At 49.3% G+C, this 25,892-nt stretch carries 33 protein-coding genes and 1 pseudogene; 32 read left to right on the forward strand and 2 right to left on the reverse strand.

The features are described from left to right. Nucleotides 1–161 precede the first annotated feature (161 nt). From KNO70_RS09850 to KNO70_RS09955, 23 genes are all read left to right on the forward strand, one after another. On the forward strand, nucleotides 162–2,702 hold the full coding sequence (locus KNO70_RS09850; protein WP_214737408.1) for a phage tail tape measure protein: 2,541 nt from the start codon (nucleotides 162–164) through the stop codon (nucleotides 2,700–2,702). Further along, on the forward strand, nucleotides 2,695–3,378 hold the full coding sequence (locus tag KNO70_RS09855; protein ID WP_214812369.1) for a LysM peptidoglycan-binding domain-containing protein: 684 nt from the start codon (nucleotides 2,695–2,697) through the stop codon (nucleotides 3,376–3,378). The genes KNO70_RS09850 and KNO70_RS09855 overlap by 8 nt, the downstream gene beginning before the upstream one ends. After that, a complete protein-coding gene (locus KNO70_RS16275) occupies nucleotides 3,375–5,222 on the forward strand; it encodes a C40 family peptidase (RefSeq protein ID WP_214812371.1) in 1,848 nt (615 codons plus the stop codon). Before KNO70_RS09855 ends, KNO70_RS16275 begins: the two co-directional genes overlap by 4 nt. 15 nt (nucleotides 5,223–5,237) lie before the next feature. Then, nucleotides 5,238–5,495 (forward strand): hypothetical protein, encoded by a 258-nt coding sequence (locus KNO70_RS09865; RefSeq protein ID WP_214737401.1) that lies wholly within the window; start codon nucleotides 5,238–5,240, stop codon nucleotides 5,493–5,495. A gap of 13 nt (nucleotides 5,496–5,508) precedes the next feature. Beyond that, nucleotides 5,509–5,973, forward strand: coding sequence for a DUF2634 domain-containing protein (locus KNO70_RS09870; RefSeq protein WP_214812373.1), 465 nt, complete (start codon nucleotides 5,509–5,511; stop codon nucleotides 5,971–5,973). Beyond that, nucleotides 5,966–7,114, forward strand: coding sequence for a baseplate J/gp47 family protein (locus KNO70_RS09875; RefSeq protein WP_214812375.1), 1,149 nt, complete (start codon nucleotides 5,966–5,968; stop codon nucleotides 7,112–7,114). Before KNO70_RS09870 ends, KNO70_RS09875 begins: the two co-directional genes overlap by 8 nt. After that, on the forward strand, nucleotides 7,111–7,887 hold the full coding sequence (locus tag KNO70_RS09880; protein WP_214812377.1) for a putative phage tail protein: 777 nt from the start codon (nucleotides 7,111–7,113) through the stop codon (nucleotides 7,885–7,887). Before KNO70_RS09875 ends, KNO70_RS09880 begins: the two co-directional genes overlap by 4 nt. A 13-nt stretch (nucleotides 7,888–7,900) precedes the next feature. Further along, nucleotides 7,901–8,290, forward strand: a complete 390-nt coding sequence (locus tag KNO70_RS09885; protein WP_214737392.1) for a phage tail protein — start codon at nucleotides 7,901–7,903, stop codon at nucleotides 8,288–8,290. A 6-nt stretch (nucleotides 8,291–8,296) separates the two neighbouring features. Then, on the forward strand, nucleotides 8,297–8,659 hold the full coding sequence (locus KNO70_RS09890; RefSeq protein WP_251030092.1) for a hypothetical protein: 363 nt from the start codon (nucleotides 8,297–8,299) through the stop codon (nucleotides 8,657–8,659). 356 nt (nucleotides 8,660–9,015) lie between these two features. Then, nucleotides 9,016–10,629 (forward strand): glycoside hydrolase family 78 protein, encoded by a 1,614-nt coding sequence (locus KNO70_RS09895; RefSeq protein ID WP_214812381.1) that lies wholly within the window; start codon nucleotides 9,016–9,018, stop codon nucleotides 10,627–10,629. 12 nt (nucleotides 10,630–10,641) lie between these two features. Beyond that, complete coding sequence (locus KNO70_RS09900) at nucleotides 10,642–10,872, forward strand: hypothetical protein (protein ID WP_214812383.1); 231 nt, start codon at nucleotides 10,642–10,644, stop codon at nucleotides 10,870–10,872. A 1-nt stretch (nucleotide 10,873) separates the two neighbouring features. Beyond that, nucleotides 10,874–11,005 carry a CD1375 family protein gene (locus KNO70_RS16145; RefSeq protein WP_012726106.1) on the forward strand — a complete coding sequence of 44 codons (132 nt, stop codon included), beginning with the start codon at nucleotides 10,874–10,876 and terminating at the stop codon, nucleotides 11,003–11,005. A 37-nt stretch (nucleotides 11,006–11,042) separates the two neighbouring features. Next, nucleotides 11,043–11,207, forward strand: coding sequence for a CD1375 family protein (locus tag KNO70_RS09905; RefSeq protein ID WP_193343254.1), 165 nt, complete (start codon nucleotides 11,043–11,045; stop codon nucleotides 11,205–11,207). 71 nt (nucleotides 11,208–11,278) lie between these two features. Continuing rightward, nucleotides 11,279–11,623 (forward strand): hypothetical protein, encoded by a 345-nt coding sequence (locus KNO70_RS09910; RefSeq protein ID WP_214812385.1) that lies wholly within the window; start codon nucleotides 11,279–11,281, stop codon nucleotides 11,621–11,623. Nucleotide 11,624: 1 nt separating this feature from the next. Further along, complete coding sequence (locus KNO70_RS09915; RefSeq protein WP_214812387.1) at nucleotides 11,625–12,374, forward strand: M15 family metallopeptidase; 750 nt, start codon at nucleotides 11,625–11,627, stop codon at nucleotides 12,372–12,374. A 13-nt stretch (nucleotides 12,375–12,387) separates the two neighbouring features. Continuing rightward, a complete protein-coding gene (locus KNO70_RS09920; protein ID WP_214812389.1) occupies nucleotides 12,388–12,624 on the forward strand; it encodes a hypothetical protein in 237 nt (78 codons plus the stop codon). A gap of 321 nt (nucleotides 12,625–12,945) precedes the next feature. Continuing rightward, nucleotides 12,946–13,173, forward strand: coding sequence for a hypothetical protein (locus KNO70_RS09925; RefSeq protein WP_214737378.1), 228 nt, complete (start codon nucleotides 12,946–12,948; stop codon nucleotides 13,171–13,173). A gap of 21 nt (nucleotides 13,174–13,194) precedes the next feature. Then, nucleotides 13,195–13,656 (forward strand): hypothetical protein, encoded by a 462-nt coding sequence (locus KNO70_RS09930; RefSeq protein ID WP_214812396.1) that lies wholly within the window; start codon nucleotides 13,195–13,197, stop codon nucleotides 13,654–13,656. Nucleotides 13,657–13,839: 183 nt separating this feature from the next. Continuing rightward, nucleotides 13,840–14,205 carry a Zn-binding domain-containing protein gene (locus KNO70_RS09935; protein WP_251030093.1) on the forward strand — a complete coding sequence of 122 codons (366 nt, stop codon included), beginning with the start codon at nucleotides 13,840–13,842 and terminating at the stop codon, nucleotides 14,203–14,205. Further along, nucleotides 14,202–15,365: a ribonuclease H-like domain-containing protein gene (locus tag KNO70_RS09940; protein ID WP_078146763.1), complete on the forward strand. Its 1,164-nt coding sequence runs from the start codon at nucleotides 14,202–14,204 to the stop codon at nucleotides 15,363–15,365. Before KNO70_RS09935 ends, KNO70_RS09940 begins: the two co-directional genes overlap by 4 nt. After that, nucleotides 15,362–15,907, forward strand: a complete 546-nt coding sequence (locus KNO70_RS09945; RefSeq protein ID WP_214812398.1) for an SLOG family protein — start codon at nucleotides 15,362–15,364, stop codon at nucleotides 15,905–15,907. The genes KNO70_RS09940 and KNO70_RS09945 overlap by 4 nt, the downstream gene beginning before the upstream one ends. A gap of 4 nt (nucleotides 15,908–15,911) precedes the next feature. Then, the gene (gpsB, locus tag KNO70_RS09950; RefSeq protein WP_012726115.1) at nucleotides 15,912–16,208 is read left to right on the forward strand and encodes a cell division regulator GpsB; all 297 of its coding nucleotides are present in this window, start codon (nucleotides 15,912–15,914) and stop codon (nucleotides 16,206–16,208) included. 20 nt (nucleotides 16,209–16,228) lie between these two features. After that, nucleotides 16,229–16,804 carry an NERD domain-containing protein gene (locus KNO70_RS09955; RefSeq protein WP_214684439.1) on the forward strand — a complete coding sequence of 192 codons (576 nt, stop codon included), beginning with the start codon at nucleotides 16,229–16,231 and terminating at the stop codon, nucleotides 16,802–16,804. A 34-nt stretch (nucleotides 16,805–16,838) separates the two neighbouring features. On the opposite strand, the gene KNO70_RS09960 is transcribed toward KNO70_RS09955, so the two are convergent. Further along, nucleotides 16,839–17,126 carry a hypothetical protein gene (locus KNO70_RS09960; RefSeq protein ID WP_012726117.1) on the reverse strand — a complete coding sequence of 96 codons (288 nt, stop codon included), beginning with the start codon at nucleotides 17,124–17,126 and terminating at the stop codon, nucleotides 16,839–16,841. 95 nt (nucleotides 17,127–17,221) lie between these two features. On the opposite strand from KNO70_RS09960, the gene KNO70_RS09965 reads away from it, so the two are divergent. Beyond that, entirely contained in the window at nucleotides 17,222–17,470 is a 249-nt protein-coding gene (locus KNO70_RS09965; RefSeq protein ID WP_214812406.1) for a hypothetical protein, read from the forward strand. Between the two features lie 52 nt (nucleotides 17,471–17,522). Here the strand turns inward: KNO70_RS09965 and KNO70_RS09970 are convergent, their stop codons facing one another. After that, the gene (locus KNO70_RS09970) at nucleotides 17,523–19,061 is read right to left on the reverse strand and encodes an FAD-dependent monooxygenase (RefSeq protein WP_078146765.1); all 1,539 of its coding nucleotides are present in this window, start codon (nucleotides 19,059–19,061) and stop codon (nucleotides 17,523–17,525) included. A 112-nt stretch (nucleotides 19,062–19,173) separates the two neighbouring features. Here KNO70_RS09970 and KNO70_RS09975 point away from each other — a divergent pair, with 112 nt between their 5' ends. From KNO70_RS09975 to KNO70_RS10010, 8 genes and pseudogenes are all read left to right on the forward strand, one after another. Next, nucleotides 19,174–19,797: an NUDIX hydrolase gene (locus tag KNO70_RS09975; RefSeq protein ID WP_270814078.1), complete on the forward strand. Its 624-nt coding sequence runs from the start codon at nucleotides 19,174–19,176 to the stop codon at nucleotides 19,795–19,797. Between the two features lie 40 nt (nucleotides 19,798–19,837). After that, the gene (locus KNO70_RS09980; protein WP_012726121.1) at nucleotides 19,838–20,038 is read left to right on the forward strand and encodes a DUF2187 family protein; all 201 of its coding nucleotides are present in this window, start codon (nucleotides 19,838–19,840) and stop codon (nucleotides 20,036–20,038) included. Between the two features lie 25 nt (nucleotides 20,039–20,063). Further along, nucleotides 20,064–21,239 (forward strand): DUF2157 domain-containing protein, encoded by a 1,176-nt coding sequence (locus KNO70_RS09985; RefSeq protein ID WP_251030094.1) that lies wholly within the window; start codon nucleotides 20,064–20,066, stop codon nucleotides 21,237–21,239. After that, on the forward strand, nucleotides 21,236–21,688 hold the full coding sequence (locus KNO70_RS09990) for a GDYXXLXY domain-containing protein (RefSeq protein WP_214731066.1): 453 nt from the start codon (nucleotides 21,236–21,238) through the stop codon (nucleotides 21,686–21,688). Before KNO70_RS09985 ends, KNO70_RS09990 begins: the two co-directional genes overlap by 4 nt. Before the next feature lie 237 nt (nucleotides 21,689–21,925). Next, nucleotides 21,926–22,639 (forward strand): 3D domain-containing protein, encoded by a 714-nt coding sequence (locus tag KNO70_RS09995; protein ID WP_251026317.1) that lies wholly within the window; start codon nucleotides 21,926–21,928, stop codon nucleotides 22,637–22,639. 107 nt (nucleotides 22,640–22,746) lie between these two features. Next, nucleotides 22,747–23,463: pseudogene (locus KNO70_RS10000) on the forward strand (ABC transporter ATP-binding protein); the annotation flags it as partial. Nucleotides 23,464–23,473: 10 nt separating this feature from the next. Further along, nucleotides 23,474–24,979, forward strand: a complete 1,506-nt coding sequence (locus KNO70_RS10005; protein ID WP_214684427.1) for an ABC transporter permease/substrate-binding protein — start codon at nucleotides 23,474–23,476, stop codon at nucleotides 24,977–24,979. Beyond that, nucleotides 24,976–25,848, forward strand: a complete 873-nt coding sequence (locus KNO70_RS10010; RefSeq protein ID WP_214812412.1) for a diacylglycerol/lipid kinase family protein — start codon at nucleotides 24,976–24,978, stop codon at nucleotides 25,846–25,848. The genes KNO70_RS10005 and KNO70_RS10010 overlap by 4 nt, the downstream gene beginning before the upstream one ends. Nucleotides 25,849–25,892: the final 44 nt, after the last annotated feature.

A 25,892-nucleotide genomic window follows, 5' to 3' on the forward strand; every position in this document is an offset into this window, starting at 1 on the left:
TTCTCGCCTACATCTGGAACGAGCAAGGTCGGTTCCCGAATGAAGTGCTGGATTTACCCCCGTTCGAAAGGGAGTTCGTCTATCAGGCGACACAACTCAAAATCGAAGCCGAAACAAAGGCTGCTAAAAAAGGCAAGAAAGGCAAGAAGGGAGGCAAGTAAATGGCACGGACATTTACGATGGGCGCTCGCATCAACCTGCATTCGAATAACTTCACCGGAGGCATGGCAGACGCGATCCGGGCTACAAACCAATTCGCGAACAAGATGTCGGAGACCGACAATACAATGGGTCGGTACTATGACAGTCATGGGCGACTGCGTGAAGCAAACGGTCGATACGCGAAATCCACCCGGGATGCAACATTGGCCGGGAACACCTTCAGCTCGATGATGCGCGGCGCTCGAGTGGGAGCCTTAGCCCTTGCCACTGGAATCGGTACAGTCACAGCCGCAGCGGGCACGATGGCTGCCGAAATGGACGCCGCCGAAGGAAGGTTCCAGGCGATGACCGGAATGTCAGCTGAAGCGTCGGCGGACATGACCGAACTCGCGAAAGAAGTCTACGCAAACGGCTGGGGACCTTCCATCACGCAAGCCGCATCCGACATGGCCAACCTCCAGCAGGTGATCGGGGACATGACCGACGAAGGCGCGAAGTCCTTCCTGACGTCGGGCTACATCCTCGAAGACGCGTTTCAAGTTCCTGTACAGGAGTCGGCGAAAGTCGTCAAGACGATGGTACAGAACTTCGACGGATTAAGTTCGACGGACGCCTTCGACATCATCACGACCGGGTTCCAAAAGGGTGGGAACTACTCGGAGGACATGCTGGACACCATCAACGAGTACAGCATGCAGTTCGCTGGTCTCGGGATGTCGGCCGATCAGATGATGGCTTCCCTTATCGCGGGAAGTCAAGAAGGTGCCTTCATGCTTGATAAAGTCGGGGACTCGGCGAAAGAGGCCTTTATCCGGCTTCAAGACGGGTCGAAGACATCGACCGAAGGATTCCAGATGATTGGTCTTGATGCGAATCAAATGGCCGCAAACATCGCGGCTGGAGGAGACAAAGCGAACAGCGCTTTCCAGGCCACGTTACTCGGTCTTGCGAACATGAAGGACCCACTGAAACGAGAAGCGGCCGGGGTCGCGTTATTCGGGACCCAGTGGGAGGACATGGGGGATAAAGTCGTCCTGGCGATGGCAAAAGGCCAGCAAGGACTCGGCGACATTTCGGGAGCCACCGAACAAGCAGGCGAGGCACTAACCAACAATCTAGGCAGTAAAGTCTTACAGATGAAAAATAGTTTCATGGTCGGACTGGCTGACATCGGGGCACCGATCGTCGACAGCCTGAAGGTGGCGGCGGACTGGGCAATCGCAAACATGCCCCAAATCCTCGGCGTCATCGGCAAAGCAGGAACGGTCATCGGGTCGATGCTCGGTCCGGCATTCGGGGTCCTGAAGTCGTTTGTCGGCTTCCTGATCTCGGCGTCCCCGTATATCCTCGGGGTCGGTGCGGCACTCTTCACACTCGGTGCATACTTCAAAATCATGCAGGCACGAATCCAAATCGTGTTCTGGGTAATGCGGGCGTTCTTCGCCATACTATCTGTGAACCCGATCACGCTAATCGCTATCGGTATCGGGCTACTGATCGGCTACCTGATTAAGCTGGCTGGAGGATGGGGTGCGGTCAAACAAAAGATCGTCGAATTCCTTCCGACGCTACGTCTAATCGGGACCACAATCCTTACAGCTGTGATGCCAATCATTAAGCAATTCGGCAGTATTTTTATGTCGGTCGTAAGCGGAATAAAAGCCTACGTGCTTCCGACACTAAATGCAATGATTTTCGGAATCGTCGCTGGGTTCCAGCAACTGGTCGGATTCGTACGCAAACACTGGACTCTTATTTCTACGGTCATTCTCGTGGCCTGGGGTCTCATAAAAGCGTATGTGATGACGAACCTAGCCATCGTGAAAACGCTGGTCGTCGGTGGATTTAAGTTGATAGGTGCTGTAATTTCTAATACATGGAAAATGGTGCAAAACGTAATCAAAATCGGATGGGCGCTAATTACTGGCCTATTCGAGACTGGACTAAAATTATTGCAAGGTGATTGGTCCGGCGCCTGGGACACGATGCTCGGAATGCTCGATACGGTCTGGCAAAATGTCGGCGAATTTTTCGGCAATCTGAAGAATCTCTTCTTCGATTCTGGAAAAGCGATCATCGAAACTTTGGTCGACGGCATCAAGTCGGTCGCTTCGGCACCGGTCGAGGCGATCAGCGGTGTGCTTGATAGCGTACGTGAATACTTGCCGTTCTCCGATGCGAAAACGGGTCCTCTTAGCCAGCTGACGCATAACGGTAGCAAGATCGTCACGACGATGGCTGAAGGTATCCGAAGCCAGCGTTATGCGCTAGCAGACGAGATGGACGGGGTGCTCATGCGTACCCCTGGAGGAAGCAATATTCCAGTAGGTACGGCGAGTCCTGCGGGACAAGCCGGTATCGGCGGTTCAGGCACAAAGAACGTCGTCATCCAGCGTCTATTCGATACGCTTCAAATCAACGGAGCGGACGGACAGGATTCGAAGGAACTGGCGAAAGAAGTCATCGCACAACTCGTCGAATTACTCGGCGGGGCGAGCGAAATCGAGGCAGCGGGATTGGGGGACTTGTTGGATGGTTAAACGACAGAAGTTTGAAATCACACTGAAGAATAATCGGACGGGCAGGTCTTTACTGATCCCCGTCCTGCCGACTGACGGGCAACTCTCCTACATGCCTGGTAAGACACAGGCAGAGAGCATCAATATCGTGAATCTAGGAAAAGTCGACATCCCGTCGGGCCATGATCTGGACGGCGTGGAGTTCTCGGCCTTCTTCCCGGCGCGATACGACGCAGGTTACTGTACGACGTCGAAACTGCTGAAGCCTCTCGAGTACGACAAACTGATTCAGGACTGGAAGAAACGCCGGGACCCGATTCAGTTCATCGTCCCAGCGGCGAAAATCAACCGACGTATGTACATCAGTGATTACCGGCCACGGTATGGCATCGGTGCGGAAGGCGACGTATACTACGCGCTTTCCCTTGTCGAGTATAGGGACATCAAACCGGTGAAGGTAAAAATCGACACGAAAACCCTGAAGAAGAAAGGAAGCCGGTCACGTCCGAAGCTTCCGAAGAAACCAAAGCCGGAATACTACGTCGTCAAAAAAGGCGACTGGCTGATTAAGATTGCGAAGCGGCACGGTATCAAGGACTGGCGCAGAGACCTCTACCTGCCGAACAAGAAACCGAAAGGCCCTCTCGGTCCGAATCCCGACCTAATCTATCCGGGGCAGAAGCTTAAACTGCCATGATCGACTTACGAGCGAACGGCTACCACCTCGGGAACTTATTGGCTGCGCCTCCGAAACTCGACGACGCGATCGATGGCATCTGTGTCACGATGACCATCACGCTGAAGGGTTATAAGTTAGCGACTGGGGAGCTGGTCGAATTGTTCTTTAAAGGTCGACGCGTCTTTTATGGACATGTACGTCGGCGGAAGTTCGGAGCGGACGGGATGGCGGACTACACGCTTTATGATCCCCTGTTCCTCCTGAAGAACGAGGATGACTATTACTTCAAGAACCAGACCCTGACGCAGGCGTACACGCGACTGCTGAAGGAGGCTGGAATCCCGGTCGGCAAGATTGCGAACACGAAAGTCGTCCTTCCCCAGCTGTGGTATCGTGCCACGGACGGAAGCAAGTGTTTGACGGACATGATCGCCCGGCAAAAACGCCTGAACAATAAAATTTACTACCCACGGTTCAATCCTGAAACAGCGTCGGCCGACCTGGTCGAACTCGTCATCCCGAACGAACTCTGGGCGTTCCAGGTGGGCGTGAACCTTACGTCGGCGACGTACGAGGAGGATGCGACGGCCGTCGCCTCTACGGTGAAACTCGTCAACCGGGAGACCGGGAAATCGGTCGTCAAGGTCAATGCGGCGAGTGAAAAGAAATACGGGAAGCTTCAAAAGCTTATCGAGGTCGACAAGGAAGCGGCGAACCAGATGGAAAGCATGGCCACGTCGGAACTCGCAAAAGTCTCACGGGTAGGTTTCACGGCATCGGCTGAAGGGATCAACCCCGGCACGATGCCGATTTTTCGTTCAGCAGACCTTGTCTACGTCGAAGAGAAATATACGGGCTTGCTCGGGGGCTATCACATCCGGAACGTGAGCCAGGCTTTCGTGGACGACGAACTGATTCAGGTCGGCGTGGACATTCAGAAGACCGCCTTCGTCCCTGACATCCAGGTGACGGACGCGACAAGCGATCCAGACAAGAAGGAAAGCAAGCCGATCGAACTCGACAGCAAGTTGAAAGGCGTCAACTACACGAGCGGCTGGAAAGCGACAGCCTACGCCCCGGCGCTCGGTGGCATCAATGGCAGCGGAACGGGTCTTACCGCAAGTAGCACGAAAGTCGTCGAGGGACGCACCATCGCGGTCGACCCCGACGTCATCCCTCTCGGTTCCGTCGTGGCCGTATATGTCTCTGGCGCGAAAGAATACAGCGGGATCTATCTCGCAGAGGACACGGGCGGTGCCATCAAAGGCAAGAAAATCGACGTCGCGGTCGTCGCCTCCAAAGCGATGGCGTTCGGCGTGAAGACGGTACAAGTAGCCGTCCTGCAAAAAGGGAAAGGGCGTGCCGATGCTCGTGACAAGGCAAGCAAGTGGTCGAGCATCGAAGATACCTGGACGAAGAAACTACAACGCCTGGCAGATGAAGCGGCAGACAAGCCATCCGGCGCTTCAAAATCCACACGTGAGAACGTCGTCGACATCGCCCGAAGCTTCAAGGGCAAACTGTCCTACAGCTGGGGAGGCAAGACGATCACGAACGGCAAGGGCGACTGTAGCGGATTCACGGCGTACTGCTACAAGAAGGTCGGCGTGAACCTGGGGCACGGCACGATGACCCAAATCACGCGAGGAACGCCTGTCAGCAAAGAGCAGGCACAACCTGGTGATGTCGTGTTCTTCAAGGGCACGATTCCGGAACGCGGACCGAACGGCGTCAGCCACGTCGGTATCGTCACCGGGAATGGGAAATGCGTATCACTCGCATCGACAGGAGGCTGTCACGAACACAGTTACGTCTCGGGTTACTGGGGCAGTCATTTCCTCCAAATTCGGCGGGTACTCTAAGAAAGGGGGCGACGTATGCCTAGACCAGATAAAAGCCAGGAACTCCTTCGGCTATTACTGAAGGGACAACGACAACCGAACGGACTCATGATCGTCAAAGCAGACACGGCCGAAAGCCTGGTATTCGAGGGAAGCGCCGTCCCCCTCGACCTGGAGTTGTTCGAGATACCGAAGTCGCTACAACCGATTCAACCAGGGAAACGGTATTTCACGATGCCGATCCTGACGACAGACAATAGCCAGCGCTGGGGAATCCTCCAGCTTTTGGATTGAGGGGGTGCTAGCTTTGGCAGACATCACTGAACAAAAGACGCCCCTCTTCGATCTCGAAGCAGGGGAATTTGTCATGGACGCCCGGAACCGGGTCGTTTGCGTCACAGGAGGCGAAGGCGTCCTGATGATTGCGATGAAGGCACTGAAGACGGTACGCGGTATCTTCTTGATCTACGCGGACCTCGAGGACGAGGAACTGGACCACGTGTATGGGAGCGACGTCGAACTTATCATGCAGGAGGACCTGACAGAGGAGGCGCGTTTAAGCGAGATGGAGCGAGCGATTTCCGAATCACTGATCTACGACCCGTGGGTCACGGACGTCACGAATCTCGTGCTGAAGCGTCGTGGCGGCCCTGGTCAATACGGAGAAGACGCCGACCATCTTGCACCGGACGAAGTCGAAATCTCGATGACCATCAAAACGATTTTCGACCAGGACGTGCAACTAGAAGGGGTGATTATAGAGTATGTCTAACCTAGATTTCGAATTTAACAGCCGATTCGAGGAAGACGAAAGCATCATCAAAGAACGCATGCTGGAAAGCGATTCGCTGAAGGATTACCGCAGAGAGCCAGGCGACTTCGTGTACGACGTCGTCGCACCACTGGCACCTGAAATCCAACAGCACCAGGCGAACATGGACGAGATTCTACGTCAGTCCTTCACACTGTTCGCGGAAGGCATTTACCTGGAGTACAAGGTAGCGGAAGTCGGGCTTCAAAAGACGATGGCACAGCAAGCAATCGGACAGCTTCAGGTGACAGCGAGCCAGGGCGTCATCATCCCAGCTGGTCAGAAGCTGACGACCATCGTTCTCGACAACGATAACAACCCCATCACGGCCACGGTCGAGGGCGCGGAAGTCGTATTCAGTTCGGCCGGCACGTTAGCGGTCGACATTAAGACCGACGGAGCCGGTGACATCATGAACCTTGCGCCGGGTACAAGCTGGATCTTCAGCCCGCCGATTGCCGGGGTTCAGAAAATCGAACAGCTGGAGCGCTTAAAAGGCGGTACGGACGAAGAGGACGATGAGGTCCTTCGAGCACGCTGGGCAGAGAAACGCCAGAAGCCGGTCCGTAGCGGGAACAAGCAAAACTACGTCGCCTGGGCGCTCGAAGTCACGGGCGTCGGAAAGGCGAAGGTCATCCCCTTGTGGAATGGTCGCAACACGGTGAAGGTCATCATCGCCGATACAGAAGGGCAACCGGCCATCGATGCCCTTGTCGAAGCGGTCCAGGACTACATCGATCCGTCGCAGGACGGAATGGGCGAAGGTGTGGCGCCTATCGGGGCTATCGTGACGGTTTCAAGCGTCCGAGACCTTCCCGTCAACATCACGGCCACGGTCAGCCTGAACCCAGGGAGCACATTGGAAGAGGCGACGGCAGCACTCCGAATCGATGCAGACGCATACCTCGACCAATTAGGCACACAAGTTATGGACAGCACCGTCACATCGCCCGTCGTCATCGTCTACAACAAAGTGGCCGCATTACTCGCGATGAACAACCACATCGCAGACTATGCAGACCTTCAGGTGAATTCGGGTACGGCGAACATCACCCTGGAGCCTGACGAAATCCCGACGAGCGGGATGCTGACCCTCACATGATTGAGAGCGTAACCGAACGGCTGGAGAGTGTACTGGAGACCGTACCCGATTATTATCACGAATCCAGCGTCTATCAAAATCTAATTCTGACGTACCTCACAGAATCCCAGGCGTCAGACGAGGCAAGGCAAGACCTACAAAACCAGCTGTACGTGCAGACGGCCACGTGGGGACTCGACTACTGGGAACACGATTACGCGCTGACATCCTCACCGGGTGACACGTACGAACTACGTCGGTCGCGTATCCTTTCGAAGATGGCGGGACTCGGGACCTTCACGAAAGCCGAAGCACTCCGACTGGCGAACGTCTACAGCATCCCGAAAGATGCGCGGTTCTACAGCATCTTAAACGAAGGGGCGTTCAAGACCCGTCACAACATCGACCACCTGGTCGATTACGAGGGCATGATCGAAGCGTTCGAAGAGATGAAGCCCGCACACCTCGAGCACTTGGTCGGGCTATTGATTCGACAGGCGAGCGGTCCGACGATGTCCACAGGACAAAAGATGCGTCTCGGTTATTCCGAAAACTATAATTTCACATACCGCACGTTGATGAAACTTAAAGTCCGTGCGACCGTCGTTATCCCGAGCAAGTACCAGGCAGACCCACCGGACAGCCTCGCATTGGATGGCTCGTTCCGGATGGACGGTTACGCCGTCATGGACGCGAACGCGCCAGACGGGAAACTGCACTACATTCACAACAGCGATCAGCTGACAATCCGGGAGTACCAGGACGGACAGCTGATAAGCACGGATCAAGTCTAAAGGAGGCTACAGAATGGCGAGTGTAAAAACGAACAAGGGCCGTGAAAAGATGGCCAAAGCACACAACGGGACCGCCGCACTACCTGCAATCGTGACGATGGTATTCGGTACCGGAGGCGTGGACGGGGCAGGGAATCCTCGCGGGTTGACCGGCTCGGAAACTTCATTATTCACGCAAGTAATCCAGAAGACCGGGGCACAGGTGACGAAGACATTTCCTAACCCTTACACGGCGCGATACACCTGCACGCTCGATGCGGACGTCGATAGCCTAATCGGGCGCAACATCAACGAAGCGGGCTTGGTCGACGCGGCTGGAGACCTGATCGCAATCAAGACATTCACGAATAAAGGGATGGAAGCCCGCACGATCATCGAATTCGATTACGACGCGGAATTTTAAGGAGGGATGGACGTGCCGATTGATGTAACGAAACTTACGCCATTGACCGGGTCACGGAATGACGTCATCCGGAAAACGATTGACGGGTATATGGAGACGACACCGAACCATGCGGATTACTTTAACCGTACGCTCCAGCAGTTGATTGACAACGACGTGACACTGGAAGGCGATACGCTTCAGGCAATCAAAGACTTGCGGATCAATCAACTGAACCTTGCGCTCGAACTCGAAACCATTAAAGGTTCTAACGCATCCGGCGTCAGTTCGAATATCTTCGTTGAAAGCTTCACGAACACGAATGACGTCATCAGCTTGAACGGTGCTTTAAAATTTGATGAAACGAATGACAAAATCTACCTGGCATAGAGAAAGGAGGTTAAGATATGCCCTTAACTTTTCTTCGAGATAATTGGAATGCAAACACTACTAGTATTGCCATTACCACGATTCAGCCTAAGGAAGTTTTAGTGATTGTCCGACAGACTTTTGGTTCGTCTGGTTGGAACCCCAGCTGTAACGTCACCTTTGGTGAGAATACCCAAGCGGCATCAAAAGTTGCAGACCGTTGGTTTTCTGCGACTAATTTAACTATTGCTGTATTTATTTACGTTGCTGAAGTGCCAGGTACCTACAGTATCAGCATGATAAACGGGGGCACAAATACAAACTCGAACCACATTATGGCTTTCTCGGGTGCTCTTGTTGCAACAGAAGTCTCTTATGTGGATGCTCAAGGATATACTGTAACATTACCTACTATAAACAGAGCAGTGAACCCTGACGATTATGTTCTTGTACTATCTGAACAAATCTCTAGTAGTTCAGTATCGACTATAACGGGCCTTCCTTTCACAGTTCTAGAGTCGCGACCAGGATACAATAATGCAATTTCTTACTCTGCTGTAGGAGCAAATGCACCGACTGCGGCATCGCTATCTGGGATTAGCGCGAGTAGTGGTAACTCCCATGCTGAAACCTTACTACTTTTAAAGTCTAACGCATCACCTAACGCCCCTAGCAATCTATCACCGGTAGGTACGTCGGTAGCCCCTGCTAGTATCCCAACACTAACCCCGTCAATCAGCTGGTCGTTCACAGACCCGGATGCGGGGAACAGTCAATCCGCATATCAAGTTATCGTCAAGGAAGGTGCGACCGTCGTTCACGACACAGGGAAAATCGCCAGCGGCAGCACGAGCGTCGTAATTCCAGCTGGGAAACTCGCGCCGGATAAGACATATAACTACACAGTCCAAACATGGGACAACTACGATGCGGTCAGTCCCGTATCGACCCTACAGTATTTCAAAACAACGAAAGCGCCTGTCCCGACACAGACTGCCCCCCTCGGTACAGTAAGCACGCCGGGTGGCGCTAGTTTAACGCCTACGTTGACGTGGGATTATTTCGACGCAGATGCCCATGCACAGAAGAGTTTCCAGATTCGAATCAAGAACACGGGTGGGACAGTCGTCCATGACTCGGGTGTGATAACATCGGCCAACAAATCGTATACCGTCCCAGCGAATGTTCTAACAGCTGGAACGACGTACTACTGGGAACTCCAGGTGACGGATAGCACGGATATGCAGAGCGGGTTCCTAGGTTCGCAGTATTTCATCACGAACTACCCGCCTCCTGCATTGATCCCTGTGCGCCCGGTTCACACCGTGCGGACTATTACAAAACCTATCTTCGAAGCTACCATCGGAAACGACGTCGAAAACGATGACCAGCATTTCGTGATTCAGGTGGCAGAAGACGAAGCGTTTACGATGAATGTACAGGAGCGAAGCACGAAAACCGCCGTAACCGGATGGGAAATTAAAACCGCGAGCGGGAACTACGTCGCGATGCTAGCATCAGGTGCACCATCGACGTATGAAGGCGGGAGCGTGAAATACAAGTGGCAGACGGATCTAATCGAAGGCAAGACCTACTACTGGAGAATGGCAGCCATTGACGGGGCGACCAACACGCGCGGCCCCTATCATGATATTCGTAGCATTCGTGTAGGGAACGTGCTTGAGTTCCGGGCGAAAGACCCAGTCACTACGTCGGCACCTGCGGAACGAATCGTCTTGACGGTTCAAAGCACGATTGCAAACGATGGGACCGTACCTGCGAGCCTAAAAGTCGAAGTATCGAACAATGCGCTGGACGCTTCTCCTACATGGGAAGACGTGACTTCGAAAGTGAATACCGGGAACTACCACAACTTCACGAATAAAGCCAAAACAGCCGCGAACTGGGCCGTCAGCTACCGTGTGACGATCGAAGCGAACGACTCGCTCGGTCCGATTGAAGTGCAGGGGCTGGGCATCAGCTTTGACTAAGGAGGCCCAAAGATGAAAGCAATCAAAGAGACCGATTTACTTCAGGACCGGGACGAGAAGCAACGCATCCCACTCCTGGAGGCACAGCTGAAGGCGGCCCAGGACTTGAACCTGACGCTGATGGAAGTGACGGCCACACTCTACGAAGAGAAGGTCCAGATGCAGGAGAATCAACTGATGGTCATGGGAGCCGTCGCCGACGTATTCGAGATGGTGCTGTCCATGACAGAAGGGGGTAATTAAGATGAACGCGATGATTCCGATCTACGCCGAACTGGTGAAAGCCGGCCGACGTAAATTGACCGACGTACCCGAGCACCTTCGGGACGCCGTACAAACCGAAATGGAGAAATCACATGAAGACGCTTCTAGTTAAACTAGGGGCGTTTTTTCTTTTGAAAGGAGGTGTTAATATGGTCGATATTTACGTCGCTTTAATCATCCACGGACGACGCACGTTCGCAAGCGTCCCGGCAAGTCTCCAGCCAGCTGTAAAGGCGGAACTCGCGGCACTCGGGCTTGGAGAGAACGGACAACCACTTCCAGTAGAAGAACCTGAAGAGCCTACTGGCTTTTAATCCATCAGCACAAACACAGCAAGGACCCCGAGCCGATCGGGGTCTACACTTTTGTAAGGGAGGCGCAGCTGATGGAAGGGACGGTCAACATGGCGACTCTACACACGGAACTGCAAACACTGAAATCAGAGAACCAGGAACTGAAACGACGGGTCGGAAAACTCGAAGAGAGCGATGAACGACACGAGGAAGATATTCGAAATCTGTACGCGCATCAAGCGGCGACGAAAGCATACGTCGAACAGATCCTATCAAAGATCGATGGGCTAGAGACGAAACTATTCAACGCCTTGACCACGTCACAGAGAAACAGCGTCGAGGAACGAAACGGCTGGATGGAGTATACGAAATACGTGATCGGCGCGACGATCGGTGTCGTGGTGCTCTATCTGTTCCAACAACAAGGAGGAAAATAAGATGGCAAAACTCTACTACGACGAACGGAACCGACGTACGTTAGCAGAACTCGCACCGAACACGAAAGCGGCAGCCATGAAGTGGTACGCGTTCTGTGAGAAGCATGGCATCGAGATCCTGATCTATAATGCGATGCGGACAGAAGCCGAGCAACGTGCGAACGTTGAAAAAGGCGTGAGTGGAACAATGAAGTCGTACCACCTCGTCGGACAAGCAATCGACTTCGTACCTGCGAACAAGGACGGGAAAGTCAACTGGGGATGGTACGAACGGGACGACATTCAAATGGCCGTCAAAGAGGCGAAACGTCTCGGTTTCACATGGGGCGGGGACTGGTGGAACTTCATTGATAAACCCCATCTTCAATACGATAAGATCGCATATGGCCAGGACAAGAAACTCGCCACGGCGCCTACTACGTCGGTACCAAAACCGGCACCGAAACCGAGTACGTCGGTAAGTGGTACGTCGGTATACGTCGTTAAAAAAGGGGATACCCTCGGAGCGATTGCGTCGAAGTACAAGACGACCGTCGCGAAGCTTCAGGCGGCCAACGAGATCAAGAACGCGAACACCATCTACGTCGGTCAGAAAATCAAGGTACCCGCATCGACGTACACCGTAAAACGTGGCGACACGCTCGGGGAAATCGCTTCACGTGCCGGCGTGACGGTCGCGAATCTTCAGGCGCTGAACGGAATCAAGGACGCGAACAAAATCCGTGTCGGCCAGAAATTGAAACTACAGTAAGGGAGCGGTTCGGATGGAACAAAACGAGCAGCAAGAAGTAATCGAGACCCAGCCACAGAAAACGACGTTCAAAGAACGCATCAAAGACCCGGTCATCCTAGCTGGAGCGACGGGTCTCATGTATCAGGGTTATCAGTACCTGGCCAGACAGCACGGACTTCCGGAAATCCAGCTAGGCGACTTTCAAACCCTGGTCGACGTATTAAGCTTCAGCTTTCTCGGCGTCAGTGTATACCATCTGAAGAAGTGATCGATCCCCTGGCCCAAAGGCTGGGGGCTTTTTTCTAATAGACTCCAGCACAAAAGAGTGAAAGACCTATACTAATTAGTAATCTATGATTACTAATAAATACTATTACTACTATATATAATAAATAATAAGTATGTATTTATATAATATATAAGTATTGATGTTTTTTAGGGGGGTTCTTTTTTATTTTTGATTGCTGGAAGATTTTCTAGTTAGACCCCTCCTTCGAAAAACGAATTTTATATATTATTCTTGCTTTCTTTACTTCTTTACTTCTTTACCTAATTATGATATGGTACTTATGGGAAGGAGCTAGATGCGATGACCGAAAACGCGAAGCCCGGCAGACCGAAAACGGTAGCGGGAAAACTCACGAACTTTAACACGAAGCTACAAGAAGACCACAAGCGGACACTGGAAGCCCTGGTCAAAGTTGGCCCTTTCTCTAGTAATCGAGATATGATCGAACAGTGGACCGAGGCATACTTAAAAGACAATCCGGATGTGGCTGAAAAAGTAGCGGGCTACAAACAATTCATGCAAGATTAATACCATGAGGAGGTCGTTTCCATGCCATACACACGTGATGGGCTGGAAGTGAAGCTGAAAGGCGAGTACGAAGCATTCTACTGCGATGACTTTATCGAGGAAGACGGGGACGGCTATTTCGATGTCCAGGAATTGAACGTCTCGTTCAGTCCGAACGTCATCAAGCTATCACGGCCAGGCGATTTTCGTCTGATGGTGGATGGTGAGTCGAAAGACTTCCGGGGAACACTGATCGAAGAGTTCCACGTTTCGAAATTAGACTATGACGAGGTCAAGGATCAATATGACACGTTACGAGATTTCGAGGGCTGTGGTCGGGATGTTGGCATCTTGAATGCGAAACAGAACACAGACTATGAAGAAGACGACATTATGGACATGGCAAAAAACTTCGTCGCAAAGATGAATGAATTGGTCGATCATTATGGGATGAAGAAGGTCGTCGAATTGTATAAACTGGATGAAGCCGACGAAGACCTGTGATTCACGGGTCTTTTTTGTTACCGTCATTTCGTCTACAATGAAGATGTTACTGACAATGCGGTATCATTCCGTGCGTCTATAGGTACATTCATTAAAATAAAATTTGGGACGCATGAGAACATCGGGTCGGGCCCGATTCATCTACCGGAGCGAGAGCTGCATACGACAGCGACATGGTTCACGTTGGATGAGCGATTCGCCTACTCGGAGGCGGACCTCGAAGATCAACTTGAAGCGGTCAGTGATTTGATGAGACGGCTTGCACCACTCTATCTCATGTGTGACACGCTTGATTTATTCACAACGATTCAGATGAAGTCGACACATACGAGTAAGCCGACCGTCTATCTGTATGACCGCTATCCTGGAGGAATCGGGCTCAGCGAGGCGCTCTTTAAAGATGCAGACATGGTGCTTGAAGCGGCAGAACGGACGGTATCCGACTGTCCGTGTGAAAGCGGATGTCCCCGTTGTGTCGGCATGGTTGGATACGGTGACTTCAAGCAGCAAGTCATTCGCCAGTTGCAAGGATTGAAAGGAACGATATGAAAGCTAAACTATCTAGATTAATCAAAACGAACGAACCTGCCCCAAAAGCTAGTGTTGCGACCCCTGACGAAGTGGAGCAACAAAAGTGGAAGGATCATGGGGGCGAGATTTTAACGTTTGAGGGGGAATGGTGCGTCCGGATCCGGAAGACATATCCCCTTGATGAGGTGTATCACGACTTCGAGTTTGGAGAAGCAGGACAGATGATGGCTCGAACCGAGCATCCGTTTTTCGCCGTCGACTTAGACCCCGACCAAGTCCTGTTCATGGATACGGAGACGACCGGTTTACGTGGGTCTGGAACGTCGATTTTTTTAATCGGGTTTGCACGGATTCGTGCGGAACAACTTGAAATGATTCAATACGTGTTACCTCATCCGGCGTTTGAAACCGCCTTTTACTATCATTTCTTGCAAGACATCGGAGATGAGGTACGATTCGTCACCTATAACGGGAAGTCATTTGATTGGCCTCAAATCAAGACGAGACACACGTTCGTCAAATCACGGGTGAAACAATTACCTTCAGTGGGTCATGTCGATTTACTTCACGCTGCAAGACGATTGTTAAAACCGAGGCTAGAATCAGTATCATTAAAAGCGGTCGAAGCATACTTTGGTCATGAACGAAGGGATGACCTTCCTGGCTTCTTGGCACCGATGCACTATTTTCAATACGTCAAAGAGCGGAATCCAGAAATATTGCTGCCGGTCCTTGAGCACCATCATGCGGACTGTTTAAGCCTCGTCTCGTTGTATACGCGTCTCAGTCAGCTTGTCACGACCCCGGTAACTGATTTCGGAGAGGAACGTGCCCACTGGCTACATGACCTTGGCGAACAAGATCAAGCGCTGAGGGAGTTTGAGCAACTCCCGAGTCCATCGAAGCGTGCCATCATGCGGCAAGCGATGTTATTAAAACGAGCTGGACGATTCGAGGAGGCCATTCCGCTGTTTGAATCGATTCATACGATTGAAGGGTATGTCGAACTTGCCAAATATGCAGAGCATAAACAAAAGGACGTGGCTTTAGCGATGGATTACACGGAGCGAGCGTTAGAGATTCTTGATCAAAAGCGGACGGTGTTACGTCAAACGATGCAACGCGAGAAAGATGCGTTAGAACATCGCCGTGCTCGCCTAGAAAGGAAGCGAACATGAAAGTAGTAGCCGTCACAGGATATCGTCCTCATGAACTCGGTATCTTCAAAGCGGATCATCCGGGTATTAAAATCATTCAAGAAGCTTACCGGAAAAAGATACTTGAAGTCATCGAATTAGGTGCTGAATGGTTCATATTTAGTGGAACGAATGGTTGTGAATTGTGGGCCGGACAAGTATTGTTAGAGTTAAGAGAAACATATCCGATTAAAATCGCCGTATTTCCGCCGTTCTTAAACATGGATGAGCGCTATAAACCATTCGAACAAGAACTATTTGTGCAACTGCAACTCGAGGCAGACTTTTTTGAGCCGCTGACACAGCGTCCATACGAAGACCCGAGTCAGCTACGGGCAAAAACAGCGTTCTTTTTAGATAAAGCAGAAGGATTGATCACCTTGTATGACGAAGAAACGGAAGGAAGTCCCCGGTTTCTAGTCGATGGGGCTCGGCGAAAGCCGAACATGGAAGTTTTCTTGATCACACAAGAAGACTTACGAGTCATTGAAGAAGAAAAACAATGGGAACAACAATGGGAGTGATATGATGCAAACGGAATTAACAGCAGAAGCGATTTATAAACAAGAATTCAAGACCGCGTTACGTGGTTATTCACAAGAAGAAGTCGATCAATTTTTAGATGTCGTCATTCGCGATTATGAAAAAATGGCGAAAGAAATCGAGCGTCTTCAAAAAGAAAACGACTCGTTGCGACGGGAACCTGCGCCTGTATCGGAACCGGCTAAACCAGCACAGCCGGTTGCTTCAAATTATGACATGTTACGCCGAATTTCAAATCTTGAAAAAGCGGTCTTTGGAAAGCAAGTCGGTCCAAGCGAATAACGAATAGGGGGGTGGAGTCCATGTTGCAAGTGTTAACGGCCACGGAGAAACAACCAGTCAAACAACAGACAAAAAAGCTGTTTCGTGTGAAAGAAGAAGTGATGAAAGCACCAACCTGCTATACAGATCGTCTCGTCGAAAACATCAGACAAACATGCCGATTTGATTGGATGATGATTGAACAAGTCAAATTAGGGGATGATCTCGTTCATTACGTGCTCGTCGGACCTAAAGGCGTATTCTTGATTCAATTAAATCGAACTCCAGCCCCCGTCCATATGACGAACCGTGAATGTCGAACCGAGACCTCGATGGGGTGGAAACAGGTTTATCCTCATCCTGTCACGGAATTAGAACGGATGACCAAACAGGTGCGGTCACGATTAAAAAAAGAGTGTAATCAAGCAATTCCCGTCTATTCGTTTTTAATTTTCCCGGAAACGGAACGATTGAAGTTAGAACGAATTAAGGCGAATTGTGGAGATTCATTCGCTCTAGTGGATCAAGTGATCAATAAAAAGAACCTTGAGACGTTGACAGAGCCGCTCGTCAAACAAATCGCTTATTATTGTTCTGAGCGACAAGTACATAAATAAGATGAAGGCCGAATGATTGTATTCGGCCTTCATCTTATTTTAAAAGTTCTCTTGCTTTTGCCGCATCATCTCGGTGAACGAACAGTGCAACGCGATCGTCCAAGTTTTTTGCGAGCGGCTTTAATAGTTTACCGGTCGGTAGTCCTTGTTCCACACGACAGGTGATGCCCTGCTCGGTCAAATAATGATAATCACCTAAAAGTTCTTCACCTTGTTTCCCGAATGCTTCACCGAAACGAACCCACTTTAAGTTGCGAATTGTCCGAATCGAGACCAAAATGACAAACAAAATGGCGAGTACGATGATCAATAATGTTTCCAATGCCTTCAACCCCTTCTTTACACAAGTTTAATGGTGTGGCGAGTTGAAAGCAATATGGAGCGAACGGTATACTGAAATGGAAAAGAGGGGATGAAATGAAAAAACCGATTCAATCGAGACGAGAGGCGATCTCACTCCTAGAAAATCAGCAAGTACTCTATATTCGAATTCATAACGGACAAACGGGTATGATCAAATCGACAGAGGAAGGTATCATCGTGGCCATTCCAAATGAAGAGACAGATCAAATCGATTTCCGAAAATTAGAAGATATCGAGGCGTTTGAAGTGTTTTACGATTTGACGCTCTCGAAACCAGGTATTCTATATGTAAACGTTGAATAGTCATGACATGGAGAGCTTCACCCCTTCGGTGAGGCTCTCCATTTATACACGTTTAAGAGGAAGGCAGCCAGACGGCCAACTTGTCCTGTAACGGCTTTAAGCGAACATGATGTTGCTTATGCAACAAATAACCGTCTGGACGAATGACTAATATGCCACGTTTCATAAAAAGTGATTTGGCTAGTTCGTTTCCTTGATCGAAAAACGGGCGACTCGTCCTAGTTAAGGTAATCGTTTGAATGAACGGCTGGTTCTTGTTCAAATAGTCATAAATGGACGTCAAATCACGTTTCCCGTCGTCAAATACGAGCACTTGAAACCGTCCGTCCGCGATTTCGGATATTTTTGTCCGAAACCCGTCATCCGTTCGTAAAATCTCAGTCTCCGGAAAGATCTTTCCTTCCGCGACGCGACGAAACGGTAACCGAAGCGCATTCGGATACGATAAATGGAGCTGAGAAATCCGTTCGGTGATCTTTTGGTTGACGAGATTGACGCGAGTGAAGACATCCGCACCGATTGCTTGGAACGGCAAAAGCATCGGGAGGGTCGTCTGCAACATCTCCGTTGCGATATTCGTCGTCTGTAGCACATTGCGGGCAACATGTTCGCGCTCGTCCCGATAGGTGGACACGACGTGATGGGGAGCGCCAGTTTTGAGATGTAACCACAGTTTCCAACCTAAGTTGAAGGCATCCGCTATCCCGGTGTTCATCCCTTGTCCGCCGACCGGGGAGTTAATATGTGCCGCATCCCCCATGAGAATGATGCGATTATGGATGAACGTATCGACCATGCGATTGTGCACACGGAATAAAGAGAACCATTCAACATCGTGAATATGGACCGGCATATGACTGCGTTGCTCCACCAATTCTTGAAGTTCCGATTCTTGGAATGATTCATCCGTTCTCAAGTTTCCCGTGATACGAATTGTTTCATCCGTGAGCGGGAAGACTTCAAGCACTCCTCGATCCGAAAAAAAGATATGAACCTCTTCCCGGGATATCGGCCAATCCGCCTTCAAATCGGCTAACACCCAAGCCTCTTTAAATGATTTACCGCTAAACGGAAGGGCGAGCATCCGACGAACCGAGCTGTTTGCTCCATCGGCGGCGACAACATATTTCGCTTCAACGGCACGAGTCACCCCATCAGTCGCGGTCAAATGTGCGATAGTACGGGATGGATATTGGGTAATGGATGACAAGGTTTCCCCACGCTTCACAACATGTCCATGGTTTCGTAGGGCACGTTCCAAAATCTCTTCGGTTTCATTTTGACGTAACAACGTCACGAACGGATAAGGGGTCACAAGTTTGGAGAACTCAAGCTTTGCTGTCCACTGTCCCGAAAAATATAGATTCCCCCGCTCGATTGTTCGGGCACGCTCTAGCACTTCTTGCGCAACATCTAAACGAGAAAACACTTCGATGGTCCGCGGCTGGATCCCGATGGCTCGTGAATTGTCCGACGGGGTCGTCTTACGATCAATGATTTGAAAAGATACGCCATATCTGGCTAAGGTGAGTCCGAGCGTCAGGCCGGTTGGTCCGGCACCGACAATCAATACATCCACTTGTTCGTCCACGCTGATCAACTCCTATCATTAATAATGATATTTCCGACATTGGCAGCGACTAAACGAAAAGTAGGGTATAGAACGATATATGATATTCGATGATGGAAGGTGAGTGAGCATTGTGCAGCCATGGATCACAGAAGAAAAAATTCGAGATAGTTTTACAATGGATGAAGATTATGAACAGACAGCGGCAGTGTTAATCCCACTCGTTCAAATCGATCAGGAATGGCACGTCGTGTTTGAGGTACGCGCCCACACGATGCGGCAGCAACCTGGGGAGATTTCATTTCCAGGGGGACGCCTTGAAAAAGGAGAAACACCCGTAGAAGCGGCAATCCGAGAAACATGCGAAGAGTTAGAGATTTCTGCAGATAAAGTAGAAGTCGTAGGCAAATTGCGACCGCTTGCTACGCCTCATCGTCAATTGATTTATCCGTTTGTCGGAATCCTATCGGAAGTACCGAGTGTGGAAGGGACGGATGAGGTCGATCATTTGTTTACCGTACCGATTTCTACCTTGCTCATGATTGATCCATTCCACGGAGAGATGGAATGGACAATGAGTCCGGATCAAAATATTCCGTTAGATCGATTGGCGAATGCTAAAGCGTACAAGAAACGGGTAATTAAAATGAAAGAACCTTTTTATGAACATGAAGACTACATCATTTGGGGACTTACTGGAAAATTCTTGACACAATTTATTAAACGGATAAAAGAAAACGTATTCAAACGGTTATAATTTCGTTATAATGATAGAAACAAATTTAGATTGGAAGTGAATGGGTGTGTCTGAAGAATTCCTCGTAGGTGATATCGTGAAGTCGACTCGTGAAGGATGGGTCGCTGAAGTGACCGCCGTACTGACCAATACTGTGATCGGTGACGTCTCGATCATGGAAGAGTTTCAACAGCTCGGACTCGAGTTCGAGAAACAAGTTTTACTAAAATCAGAATTGGAATTGATTGAACGCGCCAGCTGACCTTTTTCTGAAAGGGATGATTCAGATGTCCATTGACAAAAAAGTACGTGAATGGCAAGAGGCGGGTTTATTGGATGAAGCGACAGGGTTAAAACTAGTCGACTATGAACATAAACGACGGGCGGCTAGTGAGCAACATGATCACAAGCCGCCCGTTTTGGTCATTGTCGGATCCATTTTGTTGGCTCTTAGCCTTTTCAGTTTCGTCGCAGCCAACTGGCAAGCGATTCCTGACCTTTTGAAAATCGGTTTGTTTCTTTTATTTATGGTTGGATTTTATGTGTTTGCCGAGCGGGTTCGCTTAAAAACCCCAAGATATGTCACGCTGTTACGTGTACTAGGGTTCGTTTTCTTTATCGCGACCATGGCGGTCATTTTCACGACGTATAACCTGTCTGGCCAATTGACTCTATTGTTCTGGATTATCTTTGCGATGGCAGTACTTCATCGCATCTCGTATGAGCATGTCATATTCTCCATGATCACCGCAATCGCTGCATTTTTAGCCATCACCAATAGTTTCGAAAGCATCGGGCTGATTTTGATTGGGATTTCTCTAATCGTGACATGGGTGTGGTTCCATTTCGTCGATGAATCGTTGGACCGCACGTTTGCCTGGCTAACCTTTTATGGCCTTCTCAATATTTTCGGCCAGTATATCGATTATGAGGGAAGACTGTGGCCGCTTTGGTCACTCGTCATCTTGCATGTATTGCTCTTGTTCTATCGAAAACAAGCCGCATGGCAAGCAACGTATCTGTTCACTGCGGCCGTTCTATCAATTGGTTATTTAATTAACGTGACAGAAAGTTGGCTCTCCCAAAGACCGCCTTCTGTCATTGAAGCGACACTTTTGTCGGTGGCACTCGTTGCCGTCTATTTGATTCACAGACGAAACGACCTTCTCTGGGTAAGTTTCCTTGCAGTCATCCCATTTGCACTTTTTGAAGATTCAGGAGTTTTACTGGCGGTCATCATCGAGGTGATTGCACTTACGTACTTGATTCGCCAAGACGTGACACGACAACCGACAATATTCGCTTTCATCTATTTCTTAATCGTTCAAATGACAATTTACTTTATCTACGTATGGGACCGGCTCGATATCTCACTCTTCTTCTTGATTGGTGCGTTAATCGTCTTTGCGTTGTCACTCGCATTATGGTGGCGTAATCGAACGAGAGGGGATGTGACGACATGAAACGGTTTTCTGTTTGGGTGATCCCGGTTGCCCAAGTCCTGATTGCAATCGTCTTTGTGGTACTTGTTTATGCTATTTCGTGGGTCGGAGAGACGTACACGTTTAAAGGGTCTTCGTTCGAGCCATATGATCCTTATTTTGGAGATTCCATCTATCTCGAATATGATGCCTTCAAAGGAAGACAAGATGTCGAAACCGGAACGGTCTATGTGTCCTTTAAAGAAGGGGAAGAGGGCTATGCTGTCATCGATCGAATTGAGTCAAAACCGTTTTTTGGTGGTATTCGGGCAAACTATTATGATCGACTTCTTTATATAGAAGAAATGGGTTCGTATCGTGTGTCTCAAGATGAGATAGATGCCATAAAAGGAAAGCAATCGTTCACGGTTCAAGTTGATGTCGCACCGTGGGGGATGCTCAGAATGTATGAAATTGAGTCAAATGAATAAAATTTAATCATGACAGGAAGATTACAGGTTTGTTACACGGCTGATTGTAACGAATCTGTAATTTTTTTGTGAACATAAGGAATACCAACGTTTTTTTCAATTATTACAATCTGTAACCACTTTTTTGCCATATGTCAGGAATGTTTCACTTCGATAAAATCACTACTTTGACGGGACTTGTCGTGGTAAATTAACATCTGTTCGTTACATAACGAGAAAGGTGATGACCTTACTACGATGAAATTATTAAAATATATGATCGTCATTGGAGCTACGATGATGGGGCTGTTCACATTCATGGATCAGGCAGATGCTGCTCAAATCGGAATCGGGACAGAACAGAAAATCGTACAAAACCCGCTTGAACTAGAACGACAAGCAATTGAAGAAGAACGACAAAAAGAAATCGCCCGCCAAAAGAAACTTGCTGAAGAAAAACGTATCGCAGAAGAGAAGCGGATCGAAGCAGAACGTCTTGCAGAAGAGAAAGCAAAAGAAGAAGCCGAGAAAGCAAGACTTGCGAAACTTGAAGCAGAACGAAAAGCGGAAGAGGAGCGAAAAGCAGCGGAACAGGTAACAGCTGCAAAAACGTCGACTTCAGCTACGCAAACAGTCAGTGCGACACCGGTATCTACATCTAAAAAGGTTATTACAGTCGAATCGACGGCTTATTCAAATGATGTTGCAGATAATAAGGCATACGGCGGTCGTGTATTAACGGCCACGGGTCATGATGTGACCGACTCGATTTATTATAACGGGATGCGAATTATCGCAGTCGACCCAGCCATCATCCCATTAGGCTCTAAAGTCCATATTCAAGGTGTCGGTGATGCGATCGCCCTTGATACAGGTGGCCGAATCAAAGGTCATATCGTCGATTTATTAGTCGATTCAAAACAGGACGCGATCCAATGGGGGCGTCGACATATTGAAGTAACGCTATACTAAAAATCAGGTTCTCCAATTAGGAGAGCCTTTTTTTGTTTAACAAAGTAGAGAAACGGGCAAAATAATATTTGAATTTCCATTTTGGAAATAGTTGAGGAGGGATCAGGTTGATTGAGTTTCGTGATGTATCAAAACGTTATGAAGACGGGACGTTAGCCGTCAAAGACTTGAGTTTAACTGTAGAAAAAGGAGAAATATTTGTATTGATCGGTCCTTCAGGTTGTGGCAAGACCACGACGATGAAAATGGTGAATCGATTAATCGATCATACGGATGGGAAAATTTTAATCGATGGAAAAGAAATCTATCAATTCGATATTTTTGAACTACGCCGTAATATCGGTTATGTACTCCAACAGATTGCATTATTCCCTCACTTAACTGTGGAAGAAAATATTTCTGTCGTACCGGAATTATTAAAGTGGAAAAAAGACCGAACAAAAGAGCGAGTGACCGAATTAATGAAAATCGCCGGACTGGACCCGAAACTTCGCTCGAAGAAGCCAGCAGAATTATCAGGAGGACAACAGCAACGCGTCGGCGTATTGCGTGCCTTAGCTGCAGACCCTGACGTCATCCTTATGGACGAACCCTTTTCTGCGCTTGATCCGATCAGCCGTGGTCAATTGCAAGATGACATTAAACGATTAAATGATGAGCTCGGGAAAACCATTTTATTTGTCACACACGACATGCAAGAAGCGATGAAGCTTGGTGATCGCATCGCGTTGATGCGTGACGGGGAACTCATGTTGATCTGTACGCCTGAGGAGATATTGGCGAGTGAAGACCCATTCGTCTTAGAATTTACACAACGCGGAAGAGGTGAGCTAGATGCTTGAGACGTTCCAAAATAGACAAGGACAGCTTGTCGAGGCACTGATTGAGCACTTACAGCTCTCTGTCGTATCGCTTTTGATTGCCGTATTGATTGCCGTACCATTGGGAATCTGGCTGACGCGCCGTAAGAAAATCGCCGAAACCGCCATTGGTGTCACTGCGATTATTCAAACGATTCCGTCGCTTGCCTTACTCGGATTAATGATTCCGCTCGTTGGAATCGGGGCATTACCTGCCATTATTGCGCTTGTCTTATATGCGCTCCTACCTATTTTACGAAACACGTTCACCGGTTTAAACGAAGTGGATAAATCGTTGCTTGAAGCCGCTCGAGCTTGTGGGATGAAGCCGAATCAAAGTTTGATGAAAGTTGAACTCCCGCTTGCTTTACCGGTCATCATGGCTGGTATACGGACCGCGATGGTTCTGATTGTCGGTACGGCGACGCTCGCTGCTTTAGTCGGAGCAGGTGGACTCGGTACGCTGATTTTGCTCGGGATTAACCGGAATGACAATTACTTAATTTTACTCGGGGCCATCCCGGCCGCGATTTTGGCACTCTTATTTGACTTCTTGTTGCGTCAGATGGAAGGTGCGACGGCGACTCGAAACAAGGCGAAATTGATTGCTGTTTCTACTGTCCTCGCCTTGGTCATCGTCACACCGCTCGCGTTCGGTCGTTCGCAAGAAACAGACTTAGTCGTTGCCGGAAAACTTGGTCCTGAGCCAGAGATTTTAATGAATATGTATAAATTATTGATTGAAGAAGAAACGGATTTGACCGTATCGGTGAAACCGAACTTTGGGGAAACAACATTCGTATGGGGGGCCCTCCAATCAGGGGATGTCGATATTTACCCTGAATTCACTGGGACCGCACTCGCGAGTCTCGTCAAAGAAACGCCTGAGTCAAACGATGCCGGTGAAGTGTACGAGCAAGCAAGAGACGCGCTTGCTGAAGATGGATATGTGATGCTCGAACCGATGAAATTTAACAACACGTATGCACTCGCGATTCCACGTGATTATGCAGAGGCGGAAGGCATTACGGCCATTTCTGATTTACGGAATGTCGAGTCGGACATCAAGGCCGGTTTCACGCTTGAATTCACGGACCGTGAAGACGGATACCCAGGACTTCAAAACGAGTATGGGCTTGATTTCCCATCTGTCGTCTCGATGGAGCAAAAACTGCGTTATCGTGCCATCTCACGAGGAGATGTCAATTTAGTAGACGCCTATGCGACGGACCCTGATATTGCTGAGAACGACCTGGTCGTCTTAGAAGACGATCGTCAATTCTTCCCACCATACCAGGGAGCGCCACTCATGAAGGAAGAGACACTTGAAGAGTATCCAGAAATCGAGGATGCGCTCAATCAGCTCGCAGGTAAAATCACAGACGAACAAATGTCTGAATTGAATCGACGGGTCGCGTACGGAAATGAACGCGCGTACGATGTAGCGAAAGACTTCTTAGAACAGGAAGGATTACTATGAGAGCTTTGATTATTTCGAATCCGAAGTCCGGTACGAGCGAAACGATGCTCGGCGAAGTCATCGGAACGATTGAATCGCTCTATAAAGAAATCATCATCAAAAAGACACAGGAAATCGGGGACGCGCTCCGATTCGCCGAAACAAGTGAATCGTTCGACCATCTGATTGTCATTGGCGGGGACGGTACGCTAAACGAAGTAGTGAATGGGTTAATGACCTTACAGCGCGAGGAACGGCCGACAGTCGGCATCATTCCAGCAGGAACATGTAATGACTTCGCACGAGCGCTTGAACTGCCAATTCAACCGACACAGGCTGCTCAAATCATTCGTTCCTCTCACGAACAATATGTCGATGTCATTCAAGTCGATGAGATGTATGCGCTCAATTTCGTAGGCGTCGGTTTGATCGCGGATACATCTCGTCAAATCGATCCGGATGAAAAAGGATCATTAGGCTCAATCGGATATTTTTTAGCGACCATCCGTCAGTTCCGTGAAGCGGACCCATTCAACATCACGCTTCGGCGGGGCAGTGAAGTAATATATGACGGTGACGTTAGTTTTCTCTATGTTGGGAACGGGAGTTATCTCGGTACGGTCCCGACCAAACTTGAGACACAATCGTTTTCCGACGGGCTGTTAGAAGTGGTACACAGCTCGGCAATCGGATTTCCGATGATTCGTCAATTGTTAGCCCAGCAACTCGGTCTTGATCAAAAATCGGCGGAGTGGAATCACTTTCAGGCTTCACATGTTGAAGTCGAGTTAAACGAACCTCAAATCATTGATATCGATGGTGAACATTTCGAAACCGATCACTTGACGATACGGATTCGAGAGCGAGCCCTCACGTTTTTAACGCCATAAAGCATCAACAGAGAAAAGTATTCAGACTTTTCTCTGTTTTTTGT

The organism is Exiguobacterium sp. s181 (assembly GCF_018617125.1).
In the GTDB taxonomy this organism is placed as follows: Bacteria; Bacillota; Bacilli; order Exiguobacteriales; family Exiguobacteriaceae; genus Exiguobacterium; species Exiguobacterium profundum.

What these genes read in the sequence shown, in the direction of transcription:
- KNO70_RS09910 (WP_214812385.1), top strand. Translation starts at nt 11,279, where the DNA reads ATGGAAGGGACGGTCAACATGGCGACTCTACACACGGAACTGCAAACA.
- KNO70_RS09985 (WP_251030094.1), top strand. Translation starts at nt 20,064, where the DNA reads ATGTCCATTGACAAAAAAGTACGTGAATGGCAAGAGGCGGGTTTATTG.
- KNO70_RS10005 (WP_214684427.1), top strand. Translation starts at nt 23,474, where the DNA reads ATGCTTGAGACGTTCCAAAATAGACAAGGACAGCTTGTCGAGGCACTG.
- KNO70_RS09920 (WP_214812389.1), top strand. Translation starts at nt 12,388, where the DNA reads ATGGAACAAAACGAGCAGCAAGAAGTAATCGAGACCCAGCCACAGAAA.
- KNO70_RS09900 (WP_214812383.1), top strand. Translation starts at nt 10,642, where the DNA reads ATGAAAGCAATCAAAGAGACCGATTTACTTCAGGACCGGGACGAGAAG.
- KNO70_RS09990 (WP_214731066.1), top strand. Translation starts at nt 21,236, where the DNA reads ATGAAACGGTTTTCTGTTTGGGTGATCCCGGTTGCCCAAGTCCTGATT.
- KNO70_RS09885 (WP_214737392.1), top strand. Translation starts at nt 7,901, where the DNA reads ATGGCGAGTGTAAAAACGAACAAGGGCCGTGAAAAGATGGCCAAAGCA.
- KNO70_RS09905 (WP_193343254.1), top strand. Translation starts at nt 11,043, where the DNA reads ATGGTCGATATTTACGTCGCTTTAATCATCCACGGACGACGCACGTTC.
- KNO70_RS16145 (WP_012726106.1), top strand. Translation starts at nt 10,874, where the DNA reads ATGAACGCGATGATTCCGATCTACGCCGAACTGGTGAAAGCCGGCCGA.
- KNO70_RS10010 (WP_214812412.1), top strand. Translation starts at nt 24,976, where the DNA reads ATGAGAGCTTTGATTATTTCGAATCCGAAGTCCGGTACGAGCGAAACG.
- KNO70_RS09940 (WP_078146763.1), top strand. Translation starts at nt 14,202, where the DNA reads ATGAAAGCTAAACTATCTAGATTAATCAAAACGAACGAACCTGCCCCA.
- KNO70_RS09880 (WP_214812377.1), top strand. Translation starts at nt 7,111, where the DNA reads ATGATTGAGAGCGTAACCGAACGGCTGGAGAGTGTACTGGAGACCGTA.
- KNO70_RS09855 (WP_214812369.1), top strand. Translation starts at nt 2,695, where the DNA reads ATGGTTAAACGACAGAAGTTTGAAATCACACTGAAGAATAATCGGACG.
- KNO70_RS09965 (WP_214812406.1), top strand. Translation starts at nt 17,222, where the DNA reads ATGAAAAAACCGATTCAATCGAGACGAGAGGCGATCTCACTCCTAGAA.
- KNO70_RS09915 (WP_214812387.1), top strand. Translation starts at nt 11,625, where the DNA reads ATGGCAAAACTCTACTACGACGAACGGAACCGACGTACGTTAGCAGAA.
- KNO70_RS09890 (WP_251030092.1), top strand. Translation starts at nt 8,297, where the DNA reads ATGGACGTGCCGATTGATGTAACGAAACTTACGCCATTGACCGGGTCA.
- KNO70_RS09930 (WP_214812396.1), top strand. Translation starts at nt 13,195, where the DNA reads ATGCCATACACACGTGATGGGCTGGAAGTGAAGCTGAAAGGCGAGTAC.
- KNO70_RS09865 (WP_214737401.1), top strand. Translation starts at nt 5,238, where the DNA reads ATGCCTAGACCAGATAAAAGCCAGGAACTCCTTCGGCTATTACTGAAG.
- KNO70_RS09980 (WP_012726121.1), top strand. Translation starts at nt 19,838, where the DNA reads ATGGGTGTGTCTGAAGAATTCCTCGTAGGTGATATCGTGAAGTCGACT.
- KNO70_RS09945 (WP_214812398.1), top strand. Translation starts at nt 15,362, where the DNA reads ATGAAAGTAGTAGCCGTCACAGGATATCGTCCTCATGAACTCGGTATC.
- KNO70_RS09850 (WP_214737408.1), top strand. Translation starts at nt 162, where the DNA reads ATGGCACGGACATTTACGATGGGCGCTCGCATCAACCTGCATTCGAAT.
- KNO70_RS09925 (WP_214737378.1), top strand. Translation starts at nt 12,946, where the DNA reads ATGACCGAAAACGCGAAGCCCGGCAGACCGAAAACGGTAGCGGGAAAA.
- gpsB (WP_012726115.1), top strand. Translation starts at nt 15,912, where the DNA reads ATGCAAACGGAATTAACAGCAGAAGCGATTTATAAACAAGAATTCAAG.
- KNO70_RS16275 (WP_214812371.1), top strand. Translation starts at nt 3,375, where the DNA reads ATGATCGACTTACGAGCGAACGGCTACCACCTCGGGAACTTATTGGCT.
- KNO70_RS09995 (WP_251026317.1), top strand. Translation starts at nt 21,926, where the DNA reads ATGAAATTATTAAAATATATGATCGTCATTGGAGCTACGATGATGGGG.
- KNO70_RS09955 (WP_214684439.1), top strand. Translation starts at nt 16,229, where the DNA reads ATGTTGCAAGTGTTAACGGCCACGGAGAAACAACCAGTCAAACAACAG.
- KNO70_RS09875 (WP_214812375.1), top strand. Translation starts at nt 5,966, where the DNA reads ATGTCTAACCTAGATTTCGAATTTAACAGCCGATTCGAGGAAGACGAA.